The following is a 14,201-nucleotide window of genomic DNA, read 5'->3' on the forward strand; positions in this document are numbered from 1 at the left end:
CAACATTTAAAAGCGCGACTTCAAGATGTCCTAGTATTCAAATTTTTACCCTCGGCCCTCATTCAGTTCATTGCTATCAAACAACGGAGATAACGTCAACTATGCGAAGACGTCGTTTCGTTTAACAAGCCTTGTCGTTCACGATCAACTATCAGACGCCCATTTTGTATGACTTTCTCGACATGATTCACACCATAATGATATGGGATGTATTCATGGTTCGGTGCACGCCAAATGACAATATTCGCACGGTCACCTTCGTTAATTGTTCCCGCATCGACATCAATGGCTTTGGCCGCATTAACCGTTACAGCATTCCAAATTTCATTCGGTGACATTTTGAGCTTTAATGCTGCGATCGCCATAACCATTTGCAAATTGTTCGTGACACAACTTCCAGGGTTATAGTCCGTCGCAATCGCTATCGCTCCGTTTTGATTTAACATCCCTCTTGCATCCGCATAGTCCTCTTTCCCTAAATAAAAAGTCGTTCCCGGTAATAACACGGCCACCGTATTGGACTCGCTTAATCTTTTTTTATCTGCATCACTCGAAGAGACAAGATGATCAGCAGATATCGCATGTTCATCAATAGCCAAGCCGAGTCCACCGAGTGGGTCAATTTCATCCGCATGAATTTTCACTTTAAGTCCTTGTGCTTTGGCCGCTTCCATATAACGTTTTGATTCATCCAAAGTAAAAACGCCTGTCTCGCAAAAAATATCTGCAAAGTCTGCAATGGATTTCACTTCTGGCAATAAATCAATCATCTCTTGCAAAAATTGTTCTCGAGATGTCGCTTCTTTTGGTATCGCGTGAGGACCTAAAAAAGTATGCCGCATTTGCAAACCGTACTTTTTCTCTAATCGTTTAGATACGCGCAGCTGCTTGAGTTCATTTTCTTTATCAAGTCCATAACCACTTTTACTTTCTAAAGCTAAAACACCGTGATGTATCATCGTTAACAATGCAAATTCTGCCTTTTCAAACAACGCTTCCTCTGATGCTTGACGCGTCGCCTCAACGGTCGATAGGATGCCACCTCCCGCTTCAAGAATTTCTAAATAAGATTTCCCTTGTCGTTTTAAAGCCATCTCATGTTCACGAGATCCCCCATGAACAAGGTGGGTATGCGCATCCACCAATGCCGGTGAAACGACACGATCAGTTGCATCAATCGTTTCACGTGCTTTAAAAGATTCAGAGTAAGGTCCTGAATAAACAATCTTACCTTCATGTACGACGACAGTGCCTTTTTCAACTACTTTCAACGTATCGAGTGCTTTTCCTTTTAAAGGTTCCGCTGTAGAGACAGGTAAAATCAATGTTTTAATATTTTGAATGAGTAAGTCATAAATCATTCACTTTCTACCTCCTTTGCCATCATCGGAATATCCACACCTTTCGTTCTAGCCGTTTTAATGGCTTTTTCATAACCTGCATCTGCATGTCTTACGATTCCCATACCCGGATCTGTCGTTAATACACGCCCCAATCTTCGTTCAGCACGAACACTTCCATCTGCAACGACGACCATTCCTGCATGTAAGGAATATCCCATCCCAACGCCGCCGCCATGATGCACTGAAATCCATGAACCGCCTGCCGCTGTGTTGACTAATGCATTTAAAATCGCCCAGTCACCCACTGCATCCGAACCATCTTTCATCGCCTCAGTCTCACGGTTCGGCGATGCAACCGAGCCTGAATCGAGATGATCCCGTCCAATCACAATAGGCGCAGAGATTTCTCCTGTCCGAACTAATGCGTTAAGTGCCAATCCCATTTTTGCTCGTTCCCCGTAACCGAGCCATGCAATTCTGGAAGGTAACCCTTGAAAAGCTATTTTTTCACTTGCCATATCTAACCAACGCATTAGCTTAGCATCATCTGGGAACAATTCCCGCATAAGTTGATCTGCACGTTCGATATCTTTAGGATCACCTGACAGTGCTGCAAATCGAAACGGGCCCTTACCTTCACAAAATAAAGGACGAATATACGCTGGAACAAACCCAGGAAAATCAAAGGCCTGCGCTAAACCTTCATCGAAAGCCACCTGCCGAATGTTGTTCCCATAATCGAATACGACCGCGCCACGATTTTGAAATTCTAGCATCGCTTCCACATGTTTTTTCATAGATTGCTTTGATCGCGTGATATATTGATCAGGATGTTCACTTCTTAATTGCGTCGCTTCTTCCACGCTGTAGCCTTCCGGTATATAACCATTTAAAGGGTCGTGCGCTGACGTCTGATCCGTTACAATGTCAATTTTAAAATTTCGTCTTAATATTTCATGATGTACCTCTGCAGCATTCCCCACTAAACCAATGGCCAAGGCGCGACCTTCTTGTTTGGCTTGACTTGCTTTCTCGAGTGCTTCATCTAAAGAATCTGTCATCCAATCACAATAACGTGTATCAATCCGCTTTTGAATACGTGTTGGATCGACATCGACGCCAATCACGACACCCCCATTCATTGTGACTGCAAGGGGTTGTGCCCCTCCCATCCCTCCTAAACCTGCTGTTAACGTAATCGTACCTTTTAAGTCTCCTCCAAAATGTTGACGGGCTAATTCTGCAAATGTTTCATACGTTCCCTGTACGATGCCTTGAGAACCAATGTAGATCCAACTGCCTGCTGTCATTTGACCGTACATCATCAATCCTTTTTTATCGAGCTCATGAAAATGTTCCCAAGTCGCCCATTTAGGTACTAATACCGAGTTAGACAATAACACCCGTGGTGCTTCTTCATGCGTCTTAAAAACCGCAACCGGCTTCCCAGATTGAACGAGCATCGTTTCATCATTTTCTAAACGTCGTAACGTTTCCACTATTGCGTCAAAGGCTTCCCAGTTTCGTGCAGCTTTCCCAATCCCACCATACACCACTAATTTTTCAGGGTGTTCAGCTACTTCTGGATCTAAGTTATTGTATAACATGCGTAATACGGCTTCTTGCTCCCAACCTTTACATTCAATGTCCAAACCTTTTTTCGCTTGAATCGTTCTCACCATATGCAATCTCTCCTTTGATTAAAAATGAACAGCAGTATTGCAACCCTTCATTCAATATTTCAAATTGTAAAAACGGTCACACAATGCGGCCCTATGATATTCGTCAGTCACAATGCCTTCACTTCTTTTGATAAAGCGCTTTCATTTATACCTTTATTGTAATATGCTTAAATATAAATCACTAATATCAATAAACTAATAATTTATAACTTCAAACTATAAAAGGAGCCTGTCATGAAAGTCATACAACTGGAATATTTTATTGAAATCGTTCATCAAAACAGTTTTACTAAAGCCGCTCAAGTCTTACATATTAGCCAACCCTCACTGACTGCAGCCATTAAAAAAATGGAAAATGAACTTGGCTATCAACTGCTGAAAAGAACGACGAAAGAAATCTCTATTACCGAAAAAGGCATCCAATTTTATAATGAGGCGATTGCTTTGGTGAAGCACTATCACCAGTCTGTCGAAAAAATGTATGATCTTAAAATCAGTCAAACACCTAAGATTAAAATGGCAGTCATCGAATCGACAGCACGTTGGGTCGCAACTGTGGTTCAAACCCATCACCAAATCCATCCAGAGCAGCATTATCAAATCACCGAAATATTAGACCCGCATGAATTGGCCCAAAAATTGATTCAATTTGACATTCATTTGGGCCTGTCTAATGATCAAATCCGACATGAACATATTCATTCTTTGCCACTATATCAAGAAGATTATGTCCTCCTTGTTCCTCATGATACATTTGACAACCAAAAATCGATATCTATAAAAGATTTGCCCCTGATTGTTCCTAATCAAGGGTATCAAGTCCGTAAACATATCGATGACTATTTCACTCGTTTAGAGATTCCTCCGAATATCATCATGGAGGTAGACCGTTTTGAGAGCGCTACAAATTTTGTGCACCAAGGCATGGGATATGCTGTGATACCACAAATGTATGCCCAATCCTATGCCACTTTTCAACTGAATGCTGTTAAAATTCGCCCGAATATCCAAAGAACCATTTATCTCAATTTTTCTAAAAAACGTGAGTATAATCGTCAGTTTTTTGATTTAGTTCGTGCTTGTTGTACCTATTGGCAAGTTGAATTTTGATTCACCTAAAAGTATTACTTCCTCACATTTTAGAATTGAAATCGTTCAAAAATCGCACGTTAATAACGCCAAATGTAAAAGAACCAGACCGTTATCATCTCATAATGATCTCGTCTGGTTCTTTCATTTTCATTTATTAATCGCAAGGCACGGTGCCCCACTATTTTGTCTCTTCGGTATGTTCCTCTGACTCTGCCGATGTAGTCGCTACTTCCGCTTCATTCACGTCGTGCGCTTCATTCACATTCACGTCATTGACATCATCATTTTGTTGTTCTGTTTCAGGCGCCGTTTCGTCTTCACTCACCGGTGCCTCCACCACATCTTCTTTTTGACGGAGTGTGAATAGTCGCATCAATAAACCGAGTATGACGACAACAATTGCGACACCTGCTGTTGAATACGCTAACACTTTCATCGAGAATACGTCTCCAATTTCTTCACTAAAAAAGAAGACTTTTGCGAACGTCATCCCTGCATGGAATAATGTCGCAACGTATATCGCTCGGCCGCCTGTCCCACGAACCAATTCACCCGCAATCATTGAAAAAGCAAAGACATAGATGGCGCTATACAAAGTGTATGGCATACCAAAAGCCGTATTCACGTCCCATACGAGATACAAGACACTGACGACAATATTCGAAAAAAAGTGTGGCAATCGCGTTTCAACTATATTTAAAAGATACGACCGAAAGCCCAATTCAATAAAAAAGGCCATCAAAATATGTCCGATTAAAATCGTACAAATCGATTCAGATAAATCTTTTGATTGCAATAAAATAAAACTATCTGCGTACGTGTTAAAAATGTACATGCCGATCATAAAGATAATGAGCGGTAATGTAAATGCGATTAAAAGTCGTTCGATGACTTTTAAATTAATTGAAAACTTCAGTCCTGCAAGTTGTTCTTTTTTATTTTTAAATACTAATATACATATAACTGCAGCAATAAATGGGCCTAAACTATTTAATGTAAATACAAATGATTTTAAACCAGATGCTTTTTGAAAATCTTGCAATATGATGGGTATCACATAAGATAGTACAAAAAACACAAAAATCGTCATTGCCCACTGAAAGCCAGAGATGCGCGTTCGATTCATTATTAATCCTCCATATTAAACCATCGCTATTCATGTTCGTATGCATGAGGGTCCAACGTACAAGATTCACTTCACAAATCCTTTTCATGTTGGACGACTATCAACTCATAGTCTCTATCGTCCATTATAACCATATATGTAATAGAAATAAATTACTAGCCGTTAAATATCATTGAATTGTAATATAAGTCCTATAATAAATGACGTTTTTTAGAAAAAGAAATGGACGTGATGTGCCTACAGTTCATCGCATTTGACATGCGGTTCATTTGGGGGCGCACGCTTTCGCATCGTCTCGAAAACCAAAATAAAGCGCTTACTTTTTCTTTGGCAATCGCGCTGTAAAAATAGTAGCATGGAATTGACACATGTATTTGATGTACAACTATGCCATGAATGTGAAAGGAGTTCAATTTATGTATGAAAAGCCCAATCCTAAACTTTGGTCAGGTCGTTTAGATAGTGAAACAGACCCACAAGCATTCCGTCATTTTCAAACCGTCCAATTCGCTGATATCGAAAATACACCCCTTCCAACCAGTGATGTTGCATTATTAGGCTATGCGATTGATGAGGGTGTCGCGCTTAATCAAGGACGTGTTGGCGCAAAAGAGGGCCCTGACGCCATTAAAAGTGCCTTTGCAGGATTACCGACATTATCAAATTTGAAAATCATTGACTATGGCAACTGGACACATACAGCATCGACTTTAGTACAATCACAACAATTATTCGGGTCATACGTCGCCCAATTATTAACACGCCATGAGCGTACTTTTTTATTAGGCGGTGGCCACGACATTGCATATGCACAATATCTCGGTGTCCGCCAAGCTTATCCTGACAAAAGCATTGGTGTCATCAATATCGACGCACATTTTGATAACCGTCAAGAGACGTTTTCTACATCTGGAACAAGCTTCTATCAAATGCTAGAGGAAGACGAAGCGCTAGATTATTTTGTCCTTGGCATTCAACGCACAAGTAATACCCAAAGCCTGTTTGATTATGCTGATGCAACCCATACACAATATGTACTCTCTGAAGAATTAATTGAACAAATCTGTCCCCCTGTCAAAGATAAAATCGATCACTTTATTAATGATCATGATGTCATTTTGTTTACTATTTGTATGGACGTCATTGATAGTGCCTTTGCGCCAGGCGTGAGTGCCAGTGCTGTACTCGGCTTAACACCTCACACGGTCTTAGAGCTTGCAAGACGTATTTTAAAGCATGACAAAGTCACTTCAGTCAGTATCGCCGAGACGAATCCACGCTATGATATCGATCAACGGACAGCTAAGTTAGCGGCACATTTTCTCGCGCATTTTATTCACTGCTAAATGTGTCCACATTCGCTTTATTTTTTAGACTTCGCGCTTAAACGTATTTCAAACTTAACAGACTAAAATAAATTAAAATACGCGTTGAAGACATCTGTCGCTAGACCCCTTCAACGCGTATTTTAATCGTTTCCACATCTTTCATTTTTAAACGGGGTCACTCATCATGATATGTACGCCTTAAAGTGCTCATCATCAATGACACAGCATAAAAATGATTTACGCCTTAGCGTAAATTAATTTCACACCTTCTTCAGTCCCTACAATGGCTTCCGTTACAGTATCTAAGAAATACCCTGTCTCTATGACACCTACAAGATGAATCAGATACTCATGCACTTCATAAGGATCCACTTCAGATTCGAAAGCACAGTCTAAAATATAATGTCCATTATCTGTTATAAATGGCTTATCTTCCACCATACGACGTGTGACTTTAATGTTAAAGTGTTGCTCAATACTTCTGACAGTCTGACACCAATTAAAACGATCCACTTCTACCGGTAATTTAAAAGTTTGTCCTAAATAGTCGACACATTTGGTTTGATCGACAATCACATAAAATTGATCGGCAAATGTATCGATGACCTTTTCGCGAAATAGTGCACCACCGCCGCCTTTAATTAAGTTTAACTGCGGATCAATTTCATCGGCCCCATCAATGGCAATATCAATATGTGTGACATCATTAATATTAGCCGTAGGGATATTGAGCGCCTTTGCTTGGTTCTCTGTCCGCTCTGATGTACAAACGCCGATTAATTGATAACCTTTGTCTTGAATTAATGTCGCAATTTTAGGCACCAGTAATTCCACTGTACTCCCTGTCCCAATTCCAATTGTCATACCATCTTGAATCCGTTTCACTGCCTCATCCGCAGTCTTTAATTTCAATGCTTTATTACTCATTACCCCACTCCTTGATTTTGACTTATCCTTATGATTCTTATTTTACAATATTCATCATAAAATACCATGACGAAGCATACAAAATACGCTAAAATGAGTTTAACTTAAACATGGAGGTCGATTAAAATGCATTACGCAATTCACGCAATTTCAACTGGCAAAATTGAAGATCTGCAATACGGAAATGATCGTCCTATGAAAAGTGCAATGAACAAACAACCGATTCAAGAAAAAATGTGGTTATCGCGCACGGGTTTTGTAGAGGATGAACAAGCGTATCACGGGCATGGCGGACCAGACAAAGCCGTTTGTTTATATAGTCGAGCCAACTATATGATGTGGCAAAAGGCTATTCGTCCCCTACCTGAATATGCGATGTTTGGTGAAAACATTACCGTTTGTGATATAGACGAAACAGAACTTTTTTTTGGCGACCAGTATCGATTAGGAGAAGCAATAATTGAAGTCTCTGAAATTCGAGAACCTTGCTGGAAAATTCAAAGTAAATATGGCTATCCCTCACTAGTTAAAGAAATGTCAAAAACTGGGAAAACAGGTTGTTACTTCCGAGTTATCAAAGAAGGATTCGTAAAGCCTAACGCCGTACTCTCACTTTTCCGTTCTGCACCTAAAGCAACACGCTTATCCGTTCAATCACTTAATGATCTCTATTATAATGACCGTAAAAACCAAGCGCGTCTTACCTATGCATTACAAAATCCATACCTGACGAATAAACGAAAAGAAACATTAAAAAAAATGCTTCAGCAATGTACAACACAATAACCCAATTACCGATTTAGACGATTAATTTTCCTATTTTTAAAAGAGACGCCCATATCATATTTTTAAACGCAATCCGTACATCAACTTAAAAAGCAGCCGATTTTTTACGGCTGCTTTTTATCAGGCTCTTTGTCAACGTCGGTTGGTGAAGAAATATCGTACTAAGTGGCAATTTTTTGTTGCTTAGTACGTTTTTTATATTCACTCACGTATAACCTTGAAATAATTAAAATCCTATTTCTAAAGTTATAAAAATTTCTATAACCATAAGAGACACGCTTAATAAGCTTTATTTTATTGTTAATACCTTCAATTGGACCATTGGTCAAATGAGGATTTTGAATCGTATTTGAAATATAAGGTATATATTTTATGAGTGTGTTAACAACACGTTTGAGTCCATTTGAAATATTTAAACTCTTCGAACGTTGTAATGCTTCCTCTAATTGTTCAATGTTATTTGATCTTAGAGTTTCTAGAATATGATGTCCTGCTTCATACGTTAATTGGAATTCTTCATCAAAAGTTAACAAGAATTGTACTAAACTATACTGACTATGCCATGTATTAAAAAGTCTGAACGAGTGATAATGGACTCTGTCTAATTCAATTGGAGATTTTAATAAAAGCTTCCAATACCGTTTTAATTTATTGTACTTGGGTTTTTCTCTAGTCTTAAAACTATTCATTGTTTTAACGCGACTGTGATTGATTTCACGGTTAACCGCTTGAACAATATGAAAACGGTCTAAGATAATATCTGCATTGGGAAATAATGATTGAATTAGCGACATGTATGGTGGATACATATCAATAGAAACACTTTTAACTCCTTCACGTTGCTTTCTTGAGAATCTTAAAAAGTATTCTTCCAACTTGAACTTACGTCGATCTGGCAAGATATCAATAATATCATGCGTGATACTATCACAGTATATAAAGCTCATAGAGCTGTCGACATCATTAGTTGACTTAAATTCATCAAAGGATAAATGTTGGGGCAATATATCACTAGGTTGTGTTTTTACTGCTTCCCCTAGGTCTTTCAAATATCTATGAACAGTTGAAGGTGAAACTAAAACACTATTCGCTATATCTTTTTCAGATATGACAGTGGCGAGCTTTCTCGTCACCATTAGTTTTACGTCATTAGAAATTGTACAACGCGGTTCTATATATGGTGTTTTAGCCGTAAAAGTTTGACCACAAGCTTTACAATAGAAGCGTTGCTTTTTTAAAACAAGATAACTAGGTCTTTCAAGAATAAGCCCCATATACACTCTTGTACTGCGAAAGCCATTTTTAATAACTGTGTGTTGCTCATTCTTGATACCACAACACTCACAACCTTTAGGTTGATAAGTTAACATCCCTTTATAAAACAATGATTGAACGTTCTTGAAGGTTTGAATACCTAAACATTCAGTGATTTTTAAATTTGATACTTTTATTCCAATCATTTCTGATATATCATTATACATAGGCACGAATATCTCTCCTTAATTTGTTGGTTTAGTCACTTACAATTATAGAGGTATTTGTGCTATTTTTGTATTTAAAACAAAAATAACGGCCAGTGAAAAACTCACCAACCGTTAAAAGTATAGAACCTTTTATCAAGGCGCTTTGTCCATAAAACAACTCCATTCACTTATCAATGAATCTGACTATGAACGAGACTGCAATGTTTCAATTCGGTAGCTTGTTTTAGAATAAAACGGTGTATGGGCCTTTAATATAGAATGCGCAGTCTCGCCAAAAAGTTGAATATCATTCGGCATGCTTTGTGTTTCTACAGTAATGCCTGCATGCGGCTTATAAATATTCATATGGCTTTTCCAACCTTCTGAATCATTGAGCGTATACAGCACGATCTGTGGTGTATCGGTTTCTACATGCAACTTGAAATCTTGATTTGAAAGTGTCATTTTCCCAGCATTCACTTCAAAAGGATGGTCTAATCCGCCTCTTGCCCCCACTTGTGCTTGAAGTGTAGGATGCGTACTATTAAAAAGCGTCGCTAGTGGAATTTCGTTTGTTCCCAATTGTGCTACTAAATCAATCGGCTTCAGCATTGGCATGCCTGCATCATCCAAAGGAAACATTTGAAGCTGTTCACTCGAAATGACATGATTGTCAACCACGTTATTATCACGATTCAAATTAAAATACACATGATTCATAGGATTAAATAACGTATCCGCATCCGATTCGGCAAAATACTCAATTGTCCATGTTTTTGAGGCATCATAAGTAAATACCACTTTAAGCGCTATATTTCCTGGGTAATGATCCGCAGCTGAACTTAATGTCGTTGTGAAATGAACTTGTACCTTTTCACCCAACTCGTCCTGAACAATATCGTACTCAAATAAACGGTCTGACAATCCTTGCATCCCCCCGTGCAAATGATTTTCACCATCATTTTGTTCAAGTTGATATGTCTCACCGTTAAGTTCAAATTGTCCTTTAGCGATACGTCCCCCATAACGGCCAACTGTTGCACCAAAATAAAAAGGATTGTACGGATAAAACTCATCCGCTTCAACTTCATTCCCTAAAACAATGTTATTGTCCCCTATTTTCCAACTCACAATACGCGCACCATAATTCATGAACACAATTTTGCTTTCTTTGTTTTCAATCTTAATTAATTCAACCCCGTTAGATTGTTGTTCAATATTAATATTCATTATTAATCTAGCTCCTTTACTCTCTCCCAAAGATTACCCTCTCGTCGGCAACACCATAATCAACACCCCTATGATACAAACAATGCCACCGATCAAATCATATTTATCTGGCTGTGTCTTATCCACCCAATAAGCCCATAAGAGACTCATAACGATAAAAACACCGCCATAAGCTGCGTATACACGACCAAAACTTGGAAAAGTTTGTAGCGTGGCAATCATACCGTACAAGATGAGTACAATCCCTCCGATTGCTCCTAGCCAAAATGGTCGATCCGCACGCAACCATAACCATATGAGATAACCACCGCCGATTTCACACAAACCCGCTATGATAAAAATTGCTGTGGAATATAAAATAGTCACATGTTCACCTCATATTACTTTTATTTTATTGTATCAGTTTCCAAATTTGAAGTGGGTGATAAAATCTCGTATTTTTTCTTATAACGCTTAAATTGACCTACTTCAAGTTATTAATATACACATTCAATAAAAGACATCACATCTGTTCAGTGGTTGTTCGATAATGGAAGACTTGAAAAAAATGAACATCAGAACATTAGCTTCCTCGAATATTCTCAAAAATAAATGTTTTATCAAACTGTGAGCAAGCTGAATGTTAGATTGAGATAGGGCATTTTCCTATATACAAAAAAGCCGAGTAGGTCGTACGCTCCCAAAATTGATTCTTAAGATTCAACTTCACGAGAACGCTTCAAAGACGCTCGGCTTTTTATAGACAAAATCATAAAGTACTATATCTAGATGTCATTAAAAATGAGGTGCGGTGCTTGCATCATCGAAATATAACCAATCAAGCATGGTGATTACGTTGAAAGGCACGTTTCAGCACATTTTTCCATCCCTTTTCAAAGGATAGTACCGAATTTTTATAAGATTTCGTCGCGATAAATGTTAAAACAAAAATCAAAACAATGTGTATCCCAACAGCGATAATCCCTTCCATTATCGACGTCGTTGGTAAGGATAAACGTAAAAAAGTTACAAAAGGCGAGAAGAACGGCACATAAGACAGAATTTTAAAATAGAGATGATCTGGATTCTGCGCACCGAATATACTGCTATAAAAGGCTAATATGAGTATAAAACTCATCGGCATGAGCGATTGCGCTAAATCTTCAATTCGTGCTGTCATATTACCTAAAATGGCTGCTAAAATCACATAAGTCAACACACCGATAATCAAGAAAATGACACCAAAAACAATGAGGCGCTCAACATGAGGGGTCCCCCATAATTGTATGCTGCCAGTATTAGATTTTGAATTAAAAATAAAATAATTAGCTACAAATGTAACACCTAAAATGAATATTTGAGTAAATGCAACACATAAAATGGCTGCAATTTTCGCTAAAATATGATAAGTCGGTTGTACACTGGTAATAATCATCTCAGACACACGCGATGTTTTTTCAGTCGCCATTTCTGAGGCAATTTGTTGAGCATAATTAAAAATAATAAAGAACATTAGCGTGATGCCAGCAAAGACAATTGTTAATGCGTGTTGTTGTTCTTCATCGGAAATTGTAAGTCCATGATGATCGTCACTTTGAATAATTGTGTGATCCACTTGACTCTGACTCTGGATTTTCTTTAAATCATCACCGTTTAAGCCTAGCGATTGGGTCACTTGTTGTACTTGAATTTGTGTCAGTATGGATTGCAAAGTCCCTTTATTTTCCTCAGATGGATTGGATTTTGAAATAATCGTTGCTGATAGCGTTCGCTGTTGACCTTCGTGAATCACATACGCACGATCTAATTCATCATTTTTAACTTTTGCTTTAGCCTCTTTTTCTGATAAATTTTGATAATGTATCTTATTATCGACCACTTTAAGTTGACCTTCTAATTGTTGATACAGTCTTTGATTATTTGTAACGATGGCCACATTTTCTTCGTCGTTATTAAAAAACTTAATAATTGTATCCAAATTCATGATGACTGTAATAGCTAAAACCATCAGTATGGTATTAATAACAAACCCTCTTGTTTTAACCTTATTTAAATATGTAAACCTTAAAGTAGCATTAAATTTCTTCATCGATATCACCTACTTTTTCAATAAATATTTCGTTAATCGTTGGGTCCATCAATTGAAAGCGTTTCACATATCCTTTATCCTGGATCATTTTAAAAACCGCTTCTGCCACCGACTCATCTTTTACTGTAAAGTAATGCTCCGTTTTAATCACTTCATGTTTGAGAACGCCTGGTAATGTCTCCACTTCGGTTAAGTCGTAAGGTGCATCGACAACAATTCGTTTGTAGCCTGCTGTTTCTTTAACGGTTTGGATATCTCCTTGAACGACCAACTCCCCTTTATTCATAATGCATATTGAATCACATAACTCTTCAATATGTTCCATGCGATGCGAACTGAAAATAATGGTCGTTCCTTTGTCATTTAATTCTTTAATTGCCTTTTTTAACAGCTCCACATTGACTGGATCGAGTCCACTAAACGGCTCATCTAAAATAAGCAACTCCGGTTCATGTAACATACTTGCTAATAATTGTACTTTTTGCTGATTTCCTTTAGACAGAGATTCAATTTTTTTATCACGATTTTCACTGATTTTAAAACGGGTTAACCAATAATCAATGGCTTCTTTGACCGCTTTTGAGTCCATTCCTTTAAGTGTTGCTAAATATTTCAACTCATCTGACACTGTGACTTTAGGATGCAAACCTCTTTCTTCAGGTAAATAACCCACGCGATTATAAACCGTGTGATCAATTAACTTCCCCTCATATGTAATACGGCCTTCTGTCGGTTCAGATAAACCTAAAATCATACGAAATGTCGTTGTTTTGCCCGCACCATTTCGTCCGAGAAAGCCTAACATTTCCCCTTTTTTAACTTCAAAGGAAATTTGATTGACTGCAACAAATTGATTGAATTTCTTACTGACGTATTCAACTTTCAGAGCCATTTATGGACACTCCTTTTTAATATACTATCATTAATATATAATATTTATGATAATGTAAACAATACTTATTGTATAAACCCAATGGACTTCTCAAATATTTTTTGAACATAAATGCTTTATAAAAACAATTGAAAGGTTGAGACGCCTGACATCAACAGAAGTGAGTTCGATAACATTGACCCAAACAATCCCTTTGATCAAAGTGTCACGATGTACCATCATGTCAAAAAATCATTTGCTTCTCCGTTCAGACTCACTTCATAC

The 14,201-nt window shown here is 38.0% G+C and carries 12 protein-coding genes; 3 read left to right on the forward strand and 9 right to left on the reverse strand.

Going from position 1 to position 14,201, the window contains the following annotated elements:
- Nucleotides 1–95 precede the first annotated feature (95 nt).
- Together hutI and hutU are read right to left on the reverse strand one after the other, a co-directional pair.
- Nucleotides 96–1,358 (reverse strand): imidazolonepropionase, encoded by a 1,263-nt coding sequence (gene hutI / locus B5P37_RS03745; protein ID WP_169710824.1) that lies wholly within the window; start codon nt 1,356–1,358, stop codon nt 96–98.
- Complete coding sequence (gene hutU / locus B5P37_RS03750) at nt 1,358–3,022, reverse strand: urocanate hydratase (RefSeq protein WP_169710825.1); 1,665 nt, start codon at nt 3,020–3,022, stop codon at nt 1,358–1,360. Before hutU ends, hutI begins: the two co-directional genes overlap by 1 nt.
- 237 nt (nt 3,023–3,259) lie before the next feature.
- Between hutU and B5P37_RS03755 the strand changes: the two genes are divergently transcribed.
- Nucleotides 3,260–4,135: a LysR family transcriptional regulator gene (locus B5P37_RS03755; protein WP_085236965.1), complete on the forward strand. Its 876-nt coding sequence runs from the start codon at nt 3,260–3,262 to the stop codon at nt 4,133–4,135.
- A 160-nt stretch (nt 4,136–4,295) separates the two neighbouring features.
- On the opposite strand, the gene sdpC is transcribed toward B5P37_RS03755, so the two are convergent.
- Complete coding sequence (gene sdpC, locus B5P37_RS03760) at nt 4,296–5,243, reverse strand: peptidoglycan release complex CPBP-like subunit SdpC (protein WP_085236966.1); 948 nt, start codon at nt 5,241–5,243, stop codon at nt 4,296–4,298.
- Nucleotides 5,244–5,659: 416 nt separating this feature from the next.
- On the opposite strand from sdpC, the gene hutG reads away from it, so the two are divergent.
- Nucleotides 5,660–6,589, forward strand: a complete 930-nt coding sequence (gene hutG / locus B5P37_RS03765; protein WP_085236967.1) for a formimidoylglutamase — start codon at nt 5,660–5,662, stop codon at nt 6,587–6,589.
- A 219-nt stretch (nt 6,590–6,808) separates the two neighbouring features.
- Here hutG and rpiA read toward each other — a convergent pair whose 3' ends face one another.
- Nucleotides 6,809–7,498, reverse strand: a complete 690-nt coding sequence (gene rpiA, locus B5P37_RS03770; protein WP_085236968.1) for a ribose 5-phosphate isomerase A — start codon at nt 7,496–7,498, stop codon at nt 6,809–6,811.
- A gap of 126 nt (nt 7,499–7,624) precedes the next feature.
- Here rpiA and B5P37_RS03775 point away from each other — a divergent pair, with 126 nt between their 5' ends.
- The gene (locus B5P37_RS03775; RefSeq protein ID WP_085236969.1) at nt 7,625–8,284 is read left to right on the forward strand and encodes an MOSC domain-containing protein; all 660 of its coding nucleotides are present in this window, start codon (nt 7,625–7,627) and stop codon (nt 8,282–8,284) included.
- A gap of 161 nt (nt 8,285–8,445) precedes the next feature.
- Here B5P37_RS03775 and B5P37_RS03780 read toward each other — a convergent pair whose 3' ends face one another.
- From B5P37_RS03780 to B5P37_RS03800, 5 genes are all read right to left on the reverse strand, one after another.
- Nucleotides 8,446–9,765, reverse strand: coding sequence for an ISL3 family transposase (locus B5P37_RS03780; RefSeq protein WP_085238410.1), 1,320 nt, complete (start codon nt 9,763–9,765; stop codon nt 8,446–8,448).
- A 186-nt stretch (nt 9,766–9,951) separates the two neighbouring features.
- The gene (locus B5P37_RS03785; RefSeq protein ID WP_085236970.1) at nt 9,952–10,977 is read right to left on the reverse strand and encodes an aldose epimerase family protein; all 1,026 of its coding nucleotides are present in this window, start codon (nt 10,975–10,977) and stop codon (nt 9,952–9,954) included.
- A 33-nt stretch (nt 10,978–11,010) separates the two neighbouring features.
- Nucleotides 11,011–11,337, reverse strand: a complete 327-nt coding sequence (locus B5P37_RS03790; protein ID WP_085238411.1) for a YnfA family protein — start codon at nt 11,335–11,337, stop codon at nt 11,011–11,013.
- A gap of 457 nt (nt 11,338–11,794) precedes the next feature.
- The gene (locus tag B5P37_RS03795) at nt 11,795–13,045 is read right to left on the reverse strand and encodes an ABC transporter permease (protein ID WP_085236971.1); all 1,251 of its coding nucleotides are present in this window, start codon (nt 13,043–13,045) and stop codon (nt 11,795–11,797) included.
- Nucleotides 13,032–13,937 (reverse strand): ABC transporter ATP-binding protein, encoded by a 906-nt coding sequence (locus B5P37_RS03800; RefSeq protein ID WP_085236972.1) that lies wholly within the window; start codon nt 13,935–13,937, stop codon nt 13,032–13,034. The genes B5P37_RS03795 and B5P37_RS03800 overlap by 14 nt, the downstream gene beginning before the upstream one ends.
- Nucleotides 13,938–14,201: the final 264 nt, after the last annotated feature.

Origin of the sequence: Staphylococcus lutrae (genome assembly GCF_002101335.1) — a bacterium.
Taxonomy (GTDB): Bacteria; Bacillota; Bacilli; order Staphylococcales; family Staphylococcaceae; genus Staphylococcus; species Staphylococcus lutrae.

What these genes read in the sequence shown, in the direction of transcription:
- B5P37_RS03755 (WP_085236965.1), top strand. Translation starts at nt 3,260, where the DNA reads ATGAAAGTCATACAACTGGAATATTTTATTGAAATCGTTCATCAAAAC.
- sdpC (WP_085236966.1), bottom strand. Translation starts at nt 5,243, where the DNA reads ATGAATCGAACGCGCATCTCTGGCTTTCAGTGGGCAATGACGATTTTT.
- hutG (WP_085236967.1), top strand. Translation starts at nt 5,660, where the DNA reads ATGTATGAAAAGCCCAATCCTAAACTTTGGTCAGGTCGTTTAGATAGT.
- rpiA (WP_085236968.1), bottom strand. Translation starts at nt 7,498, where the DNA reads ATGAGTAATAAAGCATTGAAATTAAAGACTGCGGATGAGGCAGTGAAA.
- B5P37_RS03775 (WP_085236969.1), top strand. Translation starts at nt 7,625, where the DNA reads ATGCATTACGCAATTCACGCAATTTCAACTGGCAAAATTGAAGATCTG.
- B5P37_RS03780 (WP_085238410.1), bottom strand. Translation starts at nt 9,765, where the DNA reads ATGTATAATGATATATCAGAAATGATTGGAATAAAAGTATCAAATTTA.
- B5P37_RS03785 (WP_085236970.1), bottom strand. Translation starts at nt 10,977, where the DNA reads ATGAATATTAATATTGAACAACAATCTAACGGGGTTGAATTAATTAAG.
- B5P37_RS03795 (WP_085236971.1), bottom strand. Translation starts at nt 13,045, where the DNA reads ATGAAGAAATTTAATGCTACTTTAAGGTTTACATATTTAAATAAGGTT.
- B5P37_RS03800 (WP_085236972.1), bottom strand. Translation starts at nt 13,937, where the DNA reads ATGGCTCTGAAAGTTGAATACGTCAGTAAGAAATTCAATCAATTTGTT.